This window comes from Celerinatantimonas sediminis, from assembly GCF_046054195.1.
In the GTDB taxonomy this organism is placed as follows: domain Bacteria; phylum Pseudomonadota; class Gammaproteobacteria; order Enterobacterales; family Celerinatantimonadaceae; genus Celerinatantimonas.
In genome coordinates this window covers 240,303-258,667 of record NZ_JBEQCS010000001.1, presented here as the reverse complement: position 1 = coordinate 258,667, position 18,365 = coordinate 240,303, and the positions used below count along the sequence as shown (strand labels likewise).

The 18,365-nt window shown below is 46.8% G+C and carries 13 protein-coding genes and 1 riboswitch; of the genes, 8 read left to right on the top strand and 5 right to left on the bottom strand.

What is annotated here, in order from left to right:
• Nucleotides 1–142: 142 nt before the first annotated feature.
• The 3 genes from ABTQ23_RS01170 to ABTQ23_RS01160 all read right to left on the bottom strand — a co-directional run bounded on the left by ABTQ23_RS01170 (nucleotide 143) and on the right by ABTQ23_RS01160 (nucleotide 3,502).
• The gene (locus ABTQ23_RS01170; RefSeq protein ID WP_408613790.1) at nucleotides 143–1,105 is read right to left on the bottom strand and encodes an aldo/keto reductase; all 963 of its coding nucleotides are present in this window, start codon (nucleotides 1,103–1,105) and stop codon (nucleotides 143–145) included.
• Nucleotides 1,106–1,236: 131 nt separating this feature from the next.
• Entirely contained in the window at nucleotides 1,237–2,115 is an 879-nt protein-coding gene (locus ABTQ23_RS01165) for a DMT family transporter (RefSeq protein WP_408613789.1), read from the bottom strand.
• 106 nt (nucleotides 2,116–2,221) lie between these two features.
• Nucleotides 2,222–3,502 (bottom strand): NAD(P)/FAD-dependent oxidoreductase, encoded by a 1,281-nt coding sequence (locus tag ABTQ23_RS01160; protein ID WP_408613788.1) that lies wholly within the window; start codon nucleotides 3,500–3,502, stop codon nucleotides 2,222–2,224.
• A gap of 207 nt (nucleotides 3,503–3,709) precedes the next feature.
• Between ABTQ23_RS01160 and ABTQ23_RS01155 the strand changes: the two genes are divergently transcribed.
• The 5 genes from ABTQ23_RS01155 to ABTQ23_RS01135 all read left to right on the top strand — a co-directional run bounded on the left by ABTQ23_RS01155 (nucleotide 3,710) and on the right by ABTQ23_RS01135 (nucleotide 9,313).
• A complete protein-coding gene (locus ABTQ23_RS01155) occupies nucleotides 3,710–5,041 on the top strand; it encodes a glutamine synthetase family protein (protein ID WP_408613787.1) in 1,332 nt (443 codons plus the stop codon).
• 214 nt (nucleotides 5,042–5,255) lie between these two features.
• Complete coding sequence (locus tag ABTQ23_RS01150; protein WP_408613786.1) at nucleotides 5,256–6,365, top strand: polyamine ABC transporter substrate-binding protein; 1,110 nt, start codon at nucleotides 5,256–5,258, stop codon at nucleotides 6,363–6,365.
• Nucleotides 6,366–6,414: 49 nt separating this feature from the next.
• The gene (gene potA / locus ABTQ23_RS01145) at nucleotides 6,415–7,533 is read left to right on the top strand and encodes a polyamine ABC transporter ATP-binding protein (protein ID WP_408613785.1); all 1,119 of its coding nucleotides are present in this window, start codon (nucleotides 6,415–6,417) and stop codon (nucleotides 7,531–7,533) included.
• Nucleotides 7,530–8,429: a putrescine ABC transporter permease PotH gene (gene potH / locus ABTQ23_RS01140; protein WP_408613784.1), complete on the top strand. Its 900-nt coding sequence runs from the start codon at nucleotides 7,530–7,532 to the stop codon at nucleotides 8,427–8,429. The genes potA and potH overlap by 4 nt, the downstream gene beginning before the upstream one ends.
• On the top strand, nucleotides 8,429–9,313 hold the full coding sequence (locus tag ABTQ23_RS01135; RefSeq protein WP_408613783.1) for an ABC transporter permease subunit: 885 nt from the start codon (nucleotides 8,429–8,431) through the stop codon (nucleotides 9,311–9,313). Before potH ends, ABTQ23_RS01135 begins: the two co-directional genes overlap by 1 nt.
• Before the next feature lie 35 nt (nucleotides 9,314–9,348).
• Here ABTQ23_RS01135 and ABTQ23_RS01130 read toward each other — a convergent pair whose 3' ends face one another.
• Nucleotides 9,349–10,287, bottom strand: a complete 939-nt coding sequence (locus ABTQ23_RS01130) for a DMT family transporter (RefSeq protein WP_408613782.1) — start codon at nucleotides 10,285–10,287, stop codon at nucleotides 9,349–9,351.
• 99 nt (nucleotides 10,288–10,386) lie between these two features.
• Nucleotides 10,387–10,541: riboswitch (FMN riboswitch) on the bottom strand.
• A gap of 161 nt (nucleotides 10,542–10,702) precedes the next feature.
• Here ABTQ23_RS01130 and ABTQ23_RS01125 point away from each other — a divergent pair.
• On the top strand, nucleotides 10,703–13,084 hold the full coding sequence (locus ABTQ23_RS01125) for a phosphatase PAP2 family protein (protein ID WP_408613781.1): 2,382 nt from the start codon (nucleotides 10,703–10,705) through the stop codon (nucleotides 13,082–13,084).
• Nucleotides 13,085–13,227: 143 nt separating this feature from the next.
• On the opposite strand, the gene ABTQ23_RS01120 is transcribed toward ABTQ23_RS01125, so the two are convergent.
• On the bottom strand, nucleotides 13,228–14,844 hold the full coding sequence (locus tag ABTQ23_RS01120) for a methyl-accepting chemotaxis protein (RefSeq protein ID WP_408613780.1): 1,617 nt from the start codon (nucleotides 14,842–14,844) through the stop codon (nucleotides 13,228–13,230).
• 709 nt (nucleotides 14,845–15,553) lie between these two features.
• Here ABTQ23_RS01120 and speE point away from each other — a divergent pair.
• The gene (gene speE / locus ABTQ23_RS01115) at nucleotides 15,554–16,408 is read left to right on the top strand and encodes a polyamine aminopropyltransferase (protein WP_408613779.1); all 855 of its coding nucleotides are present in this window, start codon (nucleotides 15,554–15,556) and stop codon (nucleotides 16,406–16,408) included.
• Between the two features lie 26 nt (nucleotides 16,409–16,434).
• A complete protein-coding gene (gene speA / locus ABTQ23_RS01110) occupies nucleotides 16,435–18,354 on the top strand; it encodes a biosynthetic arginine decarboxylase (protein WP_408613778.1) in 1,920 nt (639 codons plus the stop codon).
• Nucleotides 18,355–18,365: the final 11 nt, after the last annotated feature.

Here is an 18,365-nt window from a genome sequence, read left to right as displayed (position 1 = left end):
AACGCTGGCGGAGGCGTATATTATGCACTTGAAGGGTCTATGTCTAGACCTTTTTCAAAAAAATTTATCAATTGTGCGTTTTTTACACCATTGACTCACTTTTTATTCTCAAATGCCTCCACCAGAATTTTATTTTACCGTTTTACGGTATTGGCCGACCCCGAACATCGGTGAGTAATAGATACCACTGTAGCCGAGTTAATTCAATATCTGCAGCTTTAGCACAGGCCCGAATTCGTTGCGCATTGGTGGTTCCTATTACAGGTTGAATCGTGCCAGGATGGCGCATCAACCAAGCTAATAAAATACTCTCACGCGTCCCATTATATTCTCTGGCATATTCATCCAGACGCTCTTGAGCGGCGGCAATTGCCGCATCTTGTGGTTCTTTGGCAAAAAGCCCTTTTGCCAGTGGACTCCACGCTTGCACCTGAATGCCATTGAGCTGGCAATATTCAAGCAATCCTTCATTAAAGTTGTGATTCAAACCTTGATCGTCATTGACGGTCACAGCCGTTTCAATGAAGTCTCGATGAGCTAGGTTAAGCTCAACCTGATTAACGACCAACGGTTCATCAATAAAGTTTTGTAATAATTTAATCTGTCCGGCATGCATATTTGACACGCCGAAATGGTGAACTTTGCCCTGTTCTTTTAATAAAGTGAAGGCACGGGCGATTTCTTCAGGTTCCATCAACGGATCAGGCCGATGTAGCAGCAGAATATCTAAGTAATCACACTGCAAACGCGCAAGAGATCCTTCAACACTTTGGATAATATGCTCATAGCTCAAGTCATAACGCTGCGGGCCAATCTCATCATGCAGATAAATGCCACATTTTGACTGAATATAGATTTGCTCACGCAAAGACGGTTTATCTTTTAAGACTTGGCCAAAAATTTGTTCGGCTCGTCCATTGCAATAAATATCGGCATGATCGAAAAAGTTAATCCCCTCCTCTAGAGCAATCTCAATGCATTGCTGGGCAAGAGAACGATCGCTTGCTGTGAAGGTGGTTGCATTTTTATCGCCACCTAACCCCATACAGCCAAAAGCAATAGGACTCACATCAGCAAGCGTCGTTGATAGTGCTAAGTCGCGCATCGATATCTCCTTACTGTTGTAGATTTTCTCTTCCAGCTTAACGAGATAGCTGCAAATGATCACTCATTGCGACTAATATTTACACGAATTTATACACCTAGCTCACGTTCTGCGTTTTAGCCACATCGAACTCACATCGACACCGAGCGCTTCACTTTGCGTCCCCACTGATTCAGCGCAATCGCCAGCAAAATCAACAATAATGCCCAAGCTGTCGTATGCGGTGGACGCTCATTAAGCAACCACCCACCCAGCAGAAAACCAATCACAGGAACCAGATAATTACTCATCGACGCAAACGTTGGCCCACTTCGCGCAATCAATGCCATAAAGACAAAATAACCAAGCCCCGTTGATAAAATCCCTAACATTAATAACGGCACTAATGCATCCATCGATGGCATCGTTAATGCCGGCGCTTTAATCAGAGCCACAATCGTAAGTTCAACAGCAGCGCAAGTTAAAATATTGCGGGCAATCAACAGGGGAGATTCACGTGCAAATCGTTTCACCAAAAGCATGCCTAAGGCATAACAGCCAGCGCTGATTAAGGTGACGAAAAGTGGCCAAAACCGCGCCTCAGAGTGAGTACTGCCCATAAACTGCGGGGCAAATAGCACCCAAATTCCGCCAAAGCCTACTAAAACACTCACCAGCGCAATGGGACGAAGCCGCTCCCCAATCACCATCGGAGCAAATAACAAGGTTAGAAGCGGAATCATGCCCATAATCACGGCAGAGATAGAGCTATCTACCTGCTTTTGTGCCCATGCCAACATTAAAAAAGGCAATGTGGCATCAACCAGCGCGATCAGCGCATAAATAGGCCAAAACCGAGCTTTGCTTTGAAGGCGAAATAACGCACATAACAGCCACAGTGTCAGTGCCCCAGTTATTGCTCGGCCCGCAGCAACCCATACATCACTTATATGAGCGACGGCCTGACGCATAAAGACAAATTGAGCGCCCCACAAAAGACCAATGAGGGTCAAATACAGATATTTCTTCATTGCTTCTCCTTTGCGCTGAAGTCTATCTTTATTGGCCCTAGCAACCAACCTGATTAGAGAAATAAAACAATGCCAAGCTTAACCATTAAAAGCAGCTCTGTACGGTTTAAAGCGCATCTCGAATGCGATAGTAAGCCATTGCTAACACTAATGCAGGGGTGCGAAACATGCGTCCGCCCGGAAATGGCCGATGATGAATTTTGCTAAACACATCAAATCGCTCTGCGCTTGTAGCAACCGCCTCGGCCATCAGTTCTCCAGCCATTGCTCCAACCACAATGCCATGGCCGCTGAATCCTTGCGCAAAATAGACCGATGGGTAGAGCCGGCCAAAATGTGGCGCGCGGTTCATCGTAATCCCCAACCAGCCACCCCAAGCATATTCCATCACCACATCACGAAGCTGCGGAAATACTTTAAGCATTTTAAGACGCATTGACTCTTTAAGGTCACCCGGTACCCGTCGGCTATAACTCACTCGCCCGCCGAACAACAAACGGTGATCACGGCTAAAGCGGTAGTAATCAAGCGCCAGATTAATATCACAAGCGGCAATTTGCTGTTTGATTAATGATTCACTGCGCTCTTTGGTTAATGGCTCTGTTGCCCCAATAAAGGTTCCAACGGGCATGATGTACTTATTCAGCTGCTCTGAAACGCCATGCAGATAGCCATTACCCGCGATAATGACATGCGCTGCATCGATTTCACCTTGCAGAGTTTTGACTCGATTAACCGGGCCCGATCTTAGCTGAATCACCGGTGAGTGAGTATAAATAGTCGCCCCTGCGTTGATGGCTGCCGCTGCAAGCCCCAAGGTATAATTTAGCGGATGTAAGTGACCACTATTGCTATCATAAAGGCCACAAGTATAGCGAGTACTCGCGATTTGTTCTCGAACCTGGTCGATGTCCCAAAATTCCAAGCTCGTGTAACCGTAACGGTCAACCAGTTGATGATATTCATGTTGCAACACTCGGTCCTGAGCGCTTTTAGTGGCTAAATGCACCATGCCATCTTGCCAATCACAATCAATGCCATAATCAGCGATACGTTGTTTGGTTTTGCTAAGTCCTTCTGCGGCGATTTGCCAAAACAGATGAGCATCTTCACTGCCGACCATTTTTTCTAACTTGTTTTGCTCAACTGCCCAGCCAAAAATAGCTTGGCCACCGCTTCGACCTGAAGCGCCATGGCCAATCTCGTAGGCTTCAACCACCGCCACGCGATAGCCTTTTTCACAGAGCGTTAAAGCACTAACAAGCCCAGTGATCCCGGCCCCTATCACGCACACATCGACACTAATTGAAGTTTTAAGGGTCTGGCACTCAGGAGCGTTATGAGCGCTGGCCTGATAATACGACGGCAAATCATGAAGCGATTGCATAAGCTCTCCTTGAGCGTTGAAACGCTTTTTTTAAAAAGCCTTAAGAATATTCACCAGCTAACGGCAGCTTATCTAAACTGATGGTAGGCAAAAGATTGTGAAAATTTCTTTAGCTCACCGACAGTTTGTAATCAGAAGTGTAGATATATAGAACAAATTTGGCAGATAGATTGGATCATTCGTCAACGTTCACATGCTCGAGGCACTATGGATCACATTAGAAAGTGGATCACTGACCACAAAATTACTGAAGTGGAATGTCTCATTCCGGATATGACCGGGAATGCTCGCGGCAAAATCATTCCCGCCCGTAAATATTTACACGAACAGGGCTTGCGTCTGCCCGAATCAATATTCTTTCAAACCGTCACCGGTGAGTGGCCCGATGATGACAGCATGGTCGACCCAACTGAGCAGGATATGCAGTTAGAACCCGATCCTGCGACCATCCGCTTAGTTCCTTGGACCAAAGAACCGACCGCGCAAGTCATTCACGACTGCTACAACCACCATAATCAGCTGGTCGATATTGCACCTCGTTCAGTGCTCAAAAACGTGCTTAAACTCTATGCTGAAAAAGGCTGGTTTGCGCAAGTCGCGCCAGAGGTCGAGTTCTTTTTAGTCAAACGCAACCTTGACTGGGATTATCCACTCGAACCGCCGATTGGCCGCAATGGCCGCCCAGAGACGGCTCGCCAGTCATTTAGTATCGATGCCGTCAACGAGTTCGACCCGATATTTGAAGATATGTATGACTATTGCGATGCCCAGCAGTTGGATGTCGATACATTAATCCATGAGTCAGGGGCGGCGCAGATGGAGATTAATTTTCTCCACGGCGAGCCACTCTCAAGAGCCGATCAGGTCTTTTTATTTAAACGAACCATGCGCGAAACGGCCCATCGCCACGATGTTTATGCCACCTTTATGGCCAAGCCGATGGAACAAGAGCCAGGCAGTGCGATGCATATCCATCAAAGTCTCACCGATGAGCATGGGCGTAACCTATTTAGCCTTGATGATGGCTCCAATAGCCCACTGTTTTTGAACTACATCGCAGGCATGCAAAAATACACGCCCGCGGGGCTCGCGTTTTTTGCGCCCAACGTGAACTCCTATCGCCGACTGATGCTCGGTGATGCTGCCCCCACCAACGTCGAATGGGGCTTAGACAATCGCACTGTGGGTCTTCGAGTCCCTTATTCAGAACCTGCGGCGCGGCGCGTTGAAAACCGCTATGCAGGCTCTGATGCCAATCCCTATCTGGCGATGGCGGTATCTTTAGCATGTGGTTATTTGGGTATGACCCAACAGCTCACGCCCACTGCGATGTACGTCGGCGATGCCACGCAAGCGCCCTATTCTTTGCCGCGCACCGTTGAAGATTCTCTGCAACTGCTTGAACAAAGCGATGACCTGCGCGCCATATTAGGCGATCGATTTGTCAGCGCTTATGTCGCGCTAAAGCGCAAAGAGTATCAGACGTTCTTTCAGGTCATCAGCTCTTGGGAAAGGGAGTTTTTACTGCTCAACGTATAGAGAAACCAACTTGTGCGGCGGCATTTCTAGCGAACAACTTAGTGAATAAAAACTCAATTGAGTTAGGATTTATTAGATAGACTAGGATTGCTTACTAAAACAGCAAAAAAGTTGGCAACAACGATTGAATTAGCGCATCTTTGACTGTATAAAGCACTCGCCCATTGAGCGGTTGAAAAAATCGGTTTTGCGCTCAACTGTACGGAGACTCTTTATGAAACGTTCTGCTTTTATCTGGTCGCTATCGATTGCGATGCTGACATCACTGACAACTTTAGCTGTGCAAGCTAAAGACGAGCCAGTTGTGCATATTTATAACTGGTCTGATTACATCGCCAAAGATACCTTGCCTAACTTTCAAAAGGCCACAGGCATTAAACCGGTTTATGATGTTTTTGACTCCAATGAAGTGTTAGAAGCCAAAATTTTATCCGGTCACAGTGGCTATGATGTCGTTGTCCCAAGTAATGAGTTTTTGGCCCAGCAAGCCAAAGCTGGCGCATTTTTAAAATTAGATAAAAGCAAACTGAGCAATTATAAAAATCTGGATCCTAAATTGATGAAATTGCTCTCAGAAGCCTCAGATCCAGGCAACCAATATGCTATTCCGTACATGTGGGGAACCACCGGTATTGGTTATAACGTCAAAAAAATCAAAGAGATTTTAGGCTCAGATGCACCGGTGAATAGCTGGGATCTGGTGTTTAAACCTAAATATATGAAAAAACTTCAAAAATGCGGCGTTTCATTTTTGAACTCTCCGAACGAGATTATGTCGGCGGCGCTTAATTATCTGGGCAAAAACCCAAGTTCAACCAACCCTGATGATTACACCAAAGTCGCACTGCCAATGCTTAAAAAAGTCCGTCCGTATATTAGTGATATTAATTCATCACAATATATTAATGACTTAGCTAATGGTGATATCTGTGTGGCCGTCGGTTGGTCGGGCGATATTTTGATGGCAGCAGATAGAGCTGAGCAGGCAAAAAACGGCGTGCAGATCAAATACTCGATCCCCAAAGAAGGTGCTATGATCTGGTTTGATTTGATGGCCATTCCTAAAGATGCAAGTAACCCAGATAATGCGCTTAAATTTATCAACTATATCTTGCAACCTAAAGTTGAAGCTGCCAACAGTAACTTTGTCTGGTATGCCAACCCGGTTCCAGCATCAGAAAAATATATCGATCCGGAAATAGCCAACGATAAAGGCATTTATCCAAGTGCTAGTGTTCGCGAAAAATTGTTCGTCGCTAAAATGATCCCTCTGCGGGTCGCCCGCGTTCGAACTCGCGCTTGGACTGACTTTTTACAAAACTAATGAATACGTTAAGGCCAGCTTAACTGCTGGCCTCATCTGGAGTGTGCCGATGGTTTCTGCTGCAACAACCAATCCCTCAACAAACACTCCCCTTCTAGAAATTCGTGGATTAAGCAAATTATTCGATGGCCAGCCAGCTGTCGATGATGTCGATCTAACGATTGAACGGGGAGAATTATTTGCCCTGCTCGGTGCATCCGGCTGTGGGAAATCAACCTTGCTAAGAATGCTGGCTGGTTTTGAACGCCCCAGTAAAGGACAGATTATTCTCGATGGTGAGGATTTAGCGGATGTGCCGCCGCACCGTCGTCCAGTCAACATGATGTTTCAGTCATACGCACTGTTCCCACATCTTAGCGTGGCTGGCAATATCGCTTTTGGTTTAAAGCAGGATGGTTTAAGTCGCAGCGAAATCGAAGCATCAGTAAATAAAATGCTCAAGCTGGTGCGCATGGAAGATTATGCCAACCGCAAACCCCATCAGCTCTCGGGTGGCCAGCGCCAGCGCGTCGCGTTAGCTCGATCATTGGCAAAAAAACCCAAGTTATTGTTACTTGATGAGCCGATGGGTGCGCTGGATAAAAAACTACGTGAGCAGATGCAGTTGGAAGTCGTCGATATCTTAGAAAGCGTGGGGGCAACTTGCGTCATGGTCACCCACGACCAAGAAGAAGCGATGACTATGGCGACTCGGCTCGCCGTGATGGACCGCGGGCAGTTTATTCAAATTGGCACCCCAGAAGAGGTCTACGAATACCCGAACTCGCGCTACAGCGCGGAATTTATCGGAACCGTTAATATTTTTGACGGCGAACTGCATGAAGGTCTGCCCGATCAGGCAACCATTGTTTGTCATGATCTTGAGCATCCAATCATCCTCAATCATGGTTTATCTGACGCGCCCGGTTTACCGCTGATGATTGCGATTCGCCCAGAAAAAATTGAGCTCTCAAGAACCTGCGAACAAACCGATAACGTCTGTCATGGTGTGGTTGAAGATATCGCCTACATGGGCGACATCTCTATCTACCACGTGCGCTTGCCAAGTAACTTGCTAGTTCGCGCGACAATCCCTAATACTTCGCGCCATCGTGAAAATCTGCCAACGTGGGAAGAAGAAGTTTATCTGAGCTGGGATCCACAAAGCTGCGTGGTACTGAAGATATGAGGTTGGCTCGGTTTATCAAACGTCATGGTCAATATGCGCTGATACTGCCGCCTTATATCTGGCTGTTGTTGTTTTTCCTATTGCCATTGGCGATTGTTTTAAAAATTAGCTTTTCACAGGCGCAGCTCGCGATTCCGCCCTATACCGAGCTGATGCATTATGCACAGCAGCAACTGCAGATCATGCTCAACTTTGGCAATTACCTGTTCATGGTCAGCGACAGCTTGTATATCGATTCATACTTGCGCTCGCTCGAAGTTGCCGCGATCGCAACATTTCTGTGCCTGATGATTGGCTATCCGGTTGCCTGGGCGATTGTGCATTCAAAACCAGCTACGCGCAATATCCTGCTGATGCTGATTGTTCTGCCATCTTGGACCAGCTTTTTAATCCGAGTGTATGCCTGGATCGGCATTTTAAAAAATAATGGATTATTAAATAACGCGCTGATGATGGCCGGGGTGATTGACCATCCGCTGCACATTATGCACACCAACTTGGCGGTCTATATCGGTATTGTTTACACCTATCTACCTTTTATGGTGCTACCGCTTTATACCGCTTTGATGCGGGTTGATTATTCGTTACTAGAAGCGGCCAGCGATCTAGGCGCAAAACCGGCTACCATTGTCTGGCGTATTTTACTGCCACTGACGCGCGGCGGCATGATAGCAGGCTCCATGTTGGTCTTTATTCCAGCAGTGGGTGAGTTTGTGATTCCGACCTTATTGGGCGGGCCAAATTCAATTTTAATTGGCAAAGTACTCTGGCAGGAATTTTTCAATAATCGTGATTGGCCTGTTGCCTCCGCGGTTGCGATTGTCATGTTACTAATTTTGATGATCCCAATTTTAATCTTCCAGCACTTTCAAAAACGCGAATTGGAGACCCAGTAATGAGCAACATTCCCGTCTCTAAAAGCAAATGGAAATGGCTCATCCTCTCGCTGACCATGGCATTTTTGTATCTACCGATCCTGATTTTGATCATCTACTCGTTTAACGCCAGCCGTCTGGTGACCGTTTGGGCAGGGTTTTCAACCAAATGGTATGGCGCACTATTTCACGATGCGATGCTGATGCATGCGGTGCAACTGAGCCTAACCATCGGCGTATTATCAGCAAGTGCTGCTGTCGTCTTGGGGACGATTTCAGCCTTTGTACTAGGGCGTTTAAATCGCTTTCCAGGCGAGCGCGCATTTAGCTTTATGATTAGCGCTCCATTGGTAATGCCCGATGTGATTATGGGGTTGTCGATGCTGCTGATGTTTATCGCTCTGGGTCAGGTGTTTGATCTGTTCTCTGAGCGCGGCATGCTGACTATCTGGATTGCACACGTCACCTTTTGTACTTCTTATGTGTATGTGGTGGTTAGCTCGCGGCTTAAAGAGGTGGATCGCTCCATTGAAGAAGCCGCGATGGATTTAGGCGCACCGCCTTGGAAAGTCTTTGTGCTCATCACATTGCCCAGTATCTTTCCAGCGATTGTGGCAGGCTGGCTACTTGCGTTTACCCTCTCGCTTGATGACTTGGTCATTGCAAGCTTTGTTTCAGGGCCATCGGCAACGACGCTGCCAATTGCAGTATTTTCGAGTGTACGCATGGGGATCAGTCCGAAAATTAACGCACTTGCCACAATCATTGTTGCAGTGGTTTCAGTTGCCACACTGATTGCTTGGTGGCTGATGTCACGAGCTGAAAAACGCCACCAGCAAGCTGTACGAGCGGCGAAACGAGATGAGCAACTGATGGCGCCAGAACACCACCCAGACGTGCTTTAGAGTATAAGCCAAGAGTAACTCTTGGCTTTTTTAATTTAAGCCCTTTTAAGATGAGATGAGCTTTGCTCGGCTAAATGCAGCTCTTTAAAGCGCAATCCGACATTTCCGACAATTAGTAATACTGCCCCTAAAAGCTGATACATCGACAAACTCATCGATAAAAATAGCCAGTTAATTAGCGCTGCAAAAATTGGAAAGGTTTGCTCAGCAAGGGTGGTGACCTGCGCTGGGATCCGATTAAGCCCCTGGTAGTAAAACCACATTCCTGCCAGACCGCTTAACAGCGCCATCACAATTAACATCAAAAGTGGCTGAGCTGACATCGCATGGATTTGCGGCGTATGTAATAAAGCCAGCGGCACTAACACCACCAGCCCCATTAAAAAGCGTCCAGACATAATGGCATTGGCATTCATCTTCTGCTCAGAAAGATACTTCCCACAGACCGTCGCTGCGCCCCACGCGATCACCGCCAATAGCGTTAAACCGTAACCATACCAAGACGCCATAGATGCGTGGCTTATCACGACCGATTGCGAGAACATGGCATGAATATCGGGCCAGATCATCACCACTGAACCGAGCAAAATCAGCCCTGCCCAGCGAATAAAATAACCTCGAATACGCTCATTTAAAAACCAGCTAGCCAAAACAATCGCCACCACTGGCTGCAGTTTTTGCAATAAGATCACAACGGTCGGATTGAGATAGGCAAAGGCCTGCGTATAAGCCAACGAGCCAACCGCCGAGCCAATCCCGCCGATGAAGAACAAAGCCCCAAACGAGCGCACGTTAAGATTAAAAAATTGCTGGCGATAGCGCCATAACAGCGGCAACGTCACGATGACTAAGGTCAAGTGCTCCATGAGCACAATTTGCAAAGTGCTAAACCCAAGGCCAAGTAACGGATAACGAATTAACGTGTCTAACGCCCAGGTCAAGCACGCTATCATAATAAAGAATATTCCTGTCATCTTAATTGTAAGTCCATACAAAGTGTTAGATGTACAGGGTCGATGATTGAATAGCCAAGCCACACCATAAAGGTGTGCGAATGGACAACTGCCAGCTTGGTCGATCTTCTTTCATCCGGACTTTAACCGTCGGCTCTGGAATCACACCAGATCTGCTGGACCCTTAAAGACTGTGCTTTAAGGCGCTCGCGGGCTGTCTGTTCGGTAACAGAATCACCGCCGGTGGGGAATTTCGCCCCGCCCCGAAGTTCGATATTTACCTGTTAAATACATTTATTATTTAATCACGAAATAAAATAAAAGCAACGATCACACCATCCATCCTTTGCTGAAAATTTTGCGTCATCAGAGCATCACAGAACAGTCATCTTGGTGCGATAGATTAGTTGTTATTTTAATCAAAGGATGGAAGCTCATGAATTGGAAGCAAAATAATCACTTGCCCAGCCCTGTTGCACTGGCTGTATTGGCGCTTTTAGCCACCCAACCGTATGTGGCCTCGGCCAAAGAGTCGTTGACACCATTTCAGTTTAAAGTTGCATCAAATCAAACCCTCCCACACCAACAACAGACCAACTATTGGCGTGAACCTTCAATTCCTACTGGGGTAGGTTATGAGCAAACTGTGGATGTGCCAGCTTTGCACGGCGGTGTAAGCGTAGTTGACGGCGATATTCCCAATACCAACAGCAAAAACAATACCGTGGCCTATAACCCCAACATCAACCCAATATTACAAATTTTGGCAGGGTTTGACCGCATCTGGACTGCCGGTAACGCGGTGTGGGCCAGCGATGGCTCTAACAATTTAACAGCTTATGATGGTGATAAAGGCGTTGCCGGCGGCGCGACCCACAGCACATCCGAAGCGATTGTATTTGATTATGCCAACGCGAAGATATTGAACCGTAAAGTCTGGCAGGAAAACTTTGATTATGTGCACTCGCTAAAACGCCCACAGGCCAAGCATGCGGATGTCGTGCGAGCACTTAGAACCTCCCAGATGAACGCCTATTTGGACGATCAGCGTGATAAGGGCTATAGCTTAATCTCTGGTCTTGGCCCACTCGCCCAAGATTATAAAACAGGCACCAATGCCAGCTCAGATTATTCATTAACTGACTCGGGTAACAGTGATTACGCCTTTAGCCAAAGCGATGAAGTGATGGTTGATGGCACCACTGTCGATATTTTTACAAAGCAAAAATTGCTCAATAGCAGTCTGGCCGATTCCGGCAACTATGGAGACACCGATAGTACACTTGCAAGTGTCGTGACCTTGTTAAATACCGTTCGCGATTACGGCGCCTCATCGGAAGCTCCCAAATACCATTTCCAATCGCCTCGCCCATGGCGGCTTAGCGCTCGGACATATCAAGTACCGACATTTGACACCACCAGCGCATCTGCGCTTACCAAACGCACCTGTTATGACCTTGAAGCAAACAGCGTCGTAAAATATTTCGAGCAGCCTCATCACCCGATTGTGACGCCTCTGACAGGGCTACTTTGCGCGGGGAAAAATGTCTATGTGCAAACCGATGATGATAGCTATGCCAATGATGGCTACGACACAACCAACGCTGATTCAGCCTATAGTGGCAGCGGTGATTGGGTTTCGGCTCGCGCCAAAGATGGTGCTTTTCCAAGTGGCCACACCGCCGAAGCTTATGATCGCGGTCTAACTTACGCTTATGCGATTCCAGAGCGATTCGCCGAGATGGTTGCCAGAGCTGGGGATTTAGGCGAAAACCGGATTGTTGCGGGAATGCACTCGCCATTGGATGTAATTGGCGGCCGCATTATGGGGCTGGCGGTAACTGCAGCGATGCTCAATGATCCCGATAATGCCAGCGTTATCTCAACTGCTGTGGATGATGCACATCGTTATTTTTTAACCAAAGCCAAAGCTGCAGGATTTGCCAGCGTCTATGCATTTGCTCACTCTGGCACATTGTTTACCGACCCATATGCAGACCATCAAGCATTTAAAAATCAGTATCGTCACTATATGACCTATGGCTTTTCGCCTTTAAATGAGGCGAAACTTGCGCCGCAAGTTCCTAAAGGTGCCGAAGTATTACTGGCCAGTCGTCAGCCATATCTGTCGGACGCCCAACGCCGAGCGGTACTGGCAACCACGGAAATTGCCTCAAACTATCCAGTCATTGATAGCTCTCGCGGTTGGGGGCGAATGAATCTCGTAGATGCAGCCGATGGTTATGGCGCGTTTAATGGCGATGTAAATGTGAACATGAATGGTGCTGATGGCGGCTTTAGCGCCCTTGATCACTGGCGAAATGATATCTCTGGTGCGGGTCGGCTGGTTAAATCAGGTAGTGGCACGCTTTATTTAGATGGGAATAACAGCTATCAAGGCGGAACTGTTCTGCAAGCAGGCCAACTGGTTGCAACGACACCAACGGCACTTGGCAGCAACACCATTTACCAGCAAGGTGGCGCTCTTAGTATTGCTATTGCAGACAATCTGGCCCATGCAGGCACAACGCTCAGTGTTGCCAACTATGTGATAAAAAGCGGCTCTCTAATCTTAGATCTTCGCTCATCTGGCGCTTTGGATGCTCAGCAAATGGTTTATATCGATGGAGGAGCACTGCAACTGCAGGTTCCGATATTGCACAAAGTCCGCAGTTACCAGATTATTAGCGCCAACCACCTGGAAGGGAAATTTACCAGCGCCACAGCTAGCGATGCCAGTGGCCAATCATACAAAGTTACGCTTCTCTACAGCCAGCAAGGTGTTACCGCCACCGTTGCACCTCGCGCAGCGCTCTAGTAGCCATGAGCAACTGTCGCAGATAGAGTTATTTAGAACGCTGACAATCAATAACCACCAAATCCGATATCGCCCTTGATATCGGATTTTGTATTCAATTCACTTAATGTATTCACGCAGCCATAGGGCGCTTGATAAACCGCTCAGACTTTAAATTGAGATAACATCTGATCGAGCTCATGAGCCTGTGATTTAAGCCCTTCACTGTTGCTGGCAATGTTGCCAAGTTGCTCATCGATAATCTGCAACCGGTGCAATGATGAGTTAACATTTTCACTCATCGATTGGGTCACCGTGCTCTGCTCTGCTGTTGCCGTCGCAATTGAGTTGTTTCTGTCATTTAAATCGCTGATACTTTGTAAAATTGAGCGAAATTGCTCCCCAGCTTGGCTTACCGCATCGTTACATTGTTGGCCAACTTCAATGCCTTTTTGACTGCCATCAACCGCTGTTTGCGCTTGCGACTGCAATTTGTGGATCAGCTGTTCAATATCATCGGTCGCCTGCTGAGTTCGCCCAGCCAAGGCTCTGACTTCATCGGCAACCACCGCAAAACCGCGGCCACTTTCACCTGCTCGAGCCGCTTCAATAGCAGCGTTTAACGCCAGCAAATTGGTTTGTTCAGAAATACCATGAATGGTTGCAACCATCTCCTGAATTGAGCTGACCCCATCGCTAACTGACTGCACTGAATCACTGCCTTGACTGAGTTGTCCCTGCAACTGCGAGATATTTTTCACCCCATCCAGAATCAGTGTCTGGCCCGTTTCGCTATCGCGCCGCGTTTGATCTGATTGCTGAGAGGTTTCTTCTGTAGAAACATGTACCTGCTGCACACTGGCTACCATCTGTTCCATCGCGCTGCCTAATTGTTCGACCTCATTAAGAAGCTGAGTAACACTCTCATTGGTGATATTTAAGCGCTGGTCAATTTGCGCCGCGGCGACACTCACCTGCTCACTCATATGCATCTGAGTTTTAATCGCTTGACCTAGTTTCTGCTGGCAGTTTTGCAGATAAGTTGAAAGCTGTGCGAACTCATCATTACCGTTTAATTGACACGGTTGAGTAAATTGACCATTCGCCAGGTTTTCAATAGAGCCTTGCAGCTGCCCGAGTCGAAATCTGATATGCCGCGAAAGCAGCATAATCACAATAAAGATAAACAGCGCACACAAAATTAACCCAGCGAATGTTTCGATCGACAGTTCATTGGATAACTGGCGTGACAGATCAAGATAAGATCCTCCCACTAACACCGCTTTACCAACGCCAAGAGGATAAAGATACGATGCTTTACGCTCAAGTTTGCTACTTCCTGGGCGCTGATACTCATACTCGACAAACATCGGCTCACCATTCTCACTGGCTTTGCGAGCCGCGTCACTTAGGGTCATCCCGTTAGTATCGAGTAGCTTAACCACACTGATTGGCTGATTTTGCTTACTTGGATCGGCAGGATAGACCAGCAACTTGCGCCCATCCGAGGCAAGCAAAAAGAAATAACCGCTGTTATCTTTGCCCCAACGAGCCGACATCATCATTTTTTCTAACGTTACAGGGTCATCACTAACAGCAGCGAGCATTTTCCCAGCTACCGAGACCTGACGGATCAGATAATCTTTTTCGAAATCATAAGCTCGCTTGCTCAATTGATTGATGGCAAACAGGCCACAGACGATAAGCAGCACCACCAAAATAATATTAAACAGGGCGATCAGTGACGTTAACCGCAAACGATAAAACAAGGCCGAGATCATAAAAAACGACTCCGTGTTGTAAAAAAATCCCTTACCAACCATTAGGTTTACTGAGCAAAGCGCAAATAAGTGCATATTGCCTCAATAAAATTAGTCCACTTTTAGCCAACTTGCCCAAAGATTAAACGCTAATAACTCAATATAAACAGTCCACGACCCAGAGATTTACCAGCCCTTGCACCTCTTACGTAACCGCTAATTACAACTTGATTACATGGATGATTTTTCACTAAGAAAAGCCACTGGCAATCACTAAGATATAGCGACTTCATTTTTTAGATCAAAAAGGAATAGATGGCTGAATAACTGACCAAAATTTAACTAAAAATCACTAAATTATCGGTTGCTCATCATTGGCTTGTAGTGTTTAATCGCAACGCTTAACAAGCATTTTATATGGAATAAATACACAAGGTTTTTATGGTTCTCAAGGCATGAGCCGTGTGTGTCATTACTGGCCACACGGGATAATGAAAGGTTACAAACAGATGATTAATTCAATGGTACAAAAACCACTTCTTCACCCTTTGCCAAATTACTTGGCATGCCTGGATATAACTCCTACCTCTTTTTTTCTTCCTCTATTTGCCTTAAGCGCTCTTAGTGCATTGGCCAGTATTGTATTTAGTTAATTTGCATACTGACTATGCTTAATAAAGTCACTGCCTACCGGCAGAGATGATGTTTATCTAAAAACTAGGAACCTTCTATGACATCTCGTTATTTTGAGACGCTCCATCATGGCTATGGACAATTTTTTGATATTGACGATATTTTGTTTGAGCAAAAAACCGATCAATGGCATTTGATCATTTTCTCAAACCCAACCTTTGGCCGGGTGATGGCGCTTGATGGAATAATCCAGACTACTGAAAAAGATGAGTTTATTTACCATGAAATGCTCACTCACGTTCCTCTGTTTGCCCATTCAAATCCGCGCCGCGTATTAATCATCGGCGGGGGCGATGGCGCCATGCTCAGAGAAGTCGTCAAACATCCTGAAGTTGAAGCCATCACAATGGTTGAAATTGACCAATCAGTAGTTGATATGTGCCGCACTTATCTGCCTCATCACAGCAATGGTGCTTATGACGACCCTCGAGTCAATTTAGTGATTGATGATGGCGCTAAGTTTGTGGGTAATTGCGGCGAAAAATTCGACGTGATTATCTCTGATTGCACCGACCCGGTAGGTCCTGGTGAAGTGTTATTTGCTAGTGAATTTTACAGCAATTGCCAAAGCGCCCTGAATCCCGGTGGGATTTTTGTTGCGCAAAATGGCGTGCCATTTATGCAGCCAAGTGAAGTCATAACCACTGCGAAACGGCTGAATTTAAGCTTTTGTGACAGTACTTTTTATAACGCTGCCATTCCGACCTATGTTGGCGGCATGATGACGTTTGCCTGGGCCAGTGATGACCCACAACTGCGTGAAGTCGACCTTAATACGTTGCGCCAACGATTTAACCAAGCACAACTGACAACACGTTATTACACGCCACAAATCCATCAAGCAAGCTTTGCGCTGCCTCGCTACCTGCTTGATGAACTGGCCACTCAATAGACTCATTTTTAAGAAGGATTAGACCTGTGGTTAAAGACCCTAACTGGAGTGCGCAGCAAAGTCGCCAACTCTACAACACGGCTTATTGGAGCCAAGGGTATTTTGATATCAACGAACAAGGACAGGTTGTTGTTTGCCCGAACCGACATCAGAGTGAGAATAATATCGCCTTGGAAACCCTCGCCGATGAACTCACCCGTCAGGGCGTATCACTGCCAGCTTTAGTACGTTTTCCACAAATTCTCCACGATCGCGTGGATACGCTGTGTCATGCCTTTAATCAGGCTATTGACAACTATCAGTACGATAACAGCTACTTGGCTGTCTATCCGATTAAGGTCAATCAGCAGTGCAGCGTTGTTGAGGAAATTCTGCGCAGTCAGGCGGCTAAGCAGAATCGTCAGTTAGGACTTGAAGCAGGCAGTAAGCCAGAATTAATGGCGGTACTTGCCATGGCGCAACAGGCAAGTTCTGTCATTATTTGTAACGGCTATAAAGACCGCGAATATATTCGCCTGGCTCTGATCGGTGAAAAACTCGGTCACCAAGTGTATATCGTGCTGGAAAAACTCTCTGAGCTGGATATGGTGCTCACCGAAGCTCGCAAGCTCAAAGTAACGCCGCGTTTAGGGCTACGTGCTCGTCTTGCCTCACAAGGTAAAGGTAAATGGCAATCCAGCGGCGGTGATAAATCGAAATTTGGGTTGGCTGCATCACAAGTTTTAGAAGTTATCGACGTGCTCGCTAAGAAAAACATGCTCGAAAGCCTGCAACTTCTGCATTTTCATCTGGGCTCACAGATTGCCAATATTCGCGATGTTCGCCAAGGCGTTAGCGAAGCGGCTCGCTTTTATTGTGAACTGCGCTCATTGGGTGCATCAGTCGATTGCGTGGATGTCGGTGGCGGTCTGGCGGTTGATTATGATGGCTCTCGCTCGCAAACCAGCAGTTCTATGAACTATGGACTGATGGAATACGCCAATAACATTGTGTATTGCGTCGGTGATATTTGCTCACAATACGAACAACCCGTACCGCGCTTGATTTCTGAATCGGGTCGCTCATTAAGCGCCCACCACGCGGTATTGATTACCGAAGTTTTAGGAACAGAGCGTTATCAACCCGCAGAGATTCAATCCCCAGGTGAGGAAGCGCCACAGCTGCTAACCAATATGTGGGAAACCTGGCAAGAGCTGAATCTGCGTAACGATCAAAAGGCGTTGGTTGAGATTTATCACGATACCCAAAACGATCTGCTCGAAGTACACACTCAATTTAATCTTGGACTATTGAGCTTGCGCCAGAGAGCTTGGGGCGAACAGCTTAACTTGCGGATCTGTTATGAGTTGCAAGCGCGCTTAAATGAAAACAACCGTCGTCATCAGGTTATCTTAGATGAGCTGCGTGAGCGCTTGGCGGATAAATATTTCATTAACTTCTCATTGTTCCAGTCAATTCCAGATGCCTGGGGGATTGATCAGGTATTTCCAATCCTGCCACTCTCGCATCTGAACCGCTTAGAACAAAATCGAGCAGTGTTATTAGATATCACCTGTGACAGTGATGGCGCAGTTGAGCAGTATGTCGATGAAATGGGTGTTGAACCAACCATGCCAGTTCCAGCTTGGGACCCTCAGCAACCTTATATGATGGGCTTTTTCTTGGTTGGCGCCTATCAGGAAATTTTGGGCGATTTACATAATCTATTCGGCGACACCGACTCAGCGGTGGTCACTTTATCACCAACTGGTGACATGGTTATCGAACAGATAACTCCCGGAGACACCGTTGAAGATGTCTTAAGTTATGTGAATTTAAGCAGCGATAGTTTTGTTCGCACGTATCGCGAACTGGTTCGCAAACATATTGATAAATCCCAGCAACGCGCCATTTTGGCAGAGCTTGAAGCAGGCGTGCGTGGTTATACCTACTTAGAAGACTTTTAACCGGAGTGGCT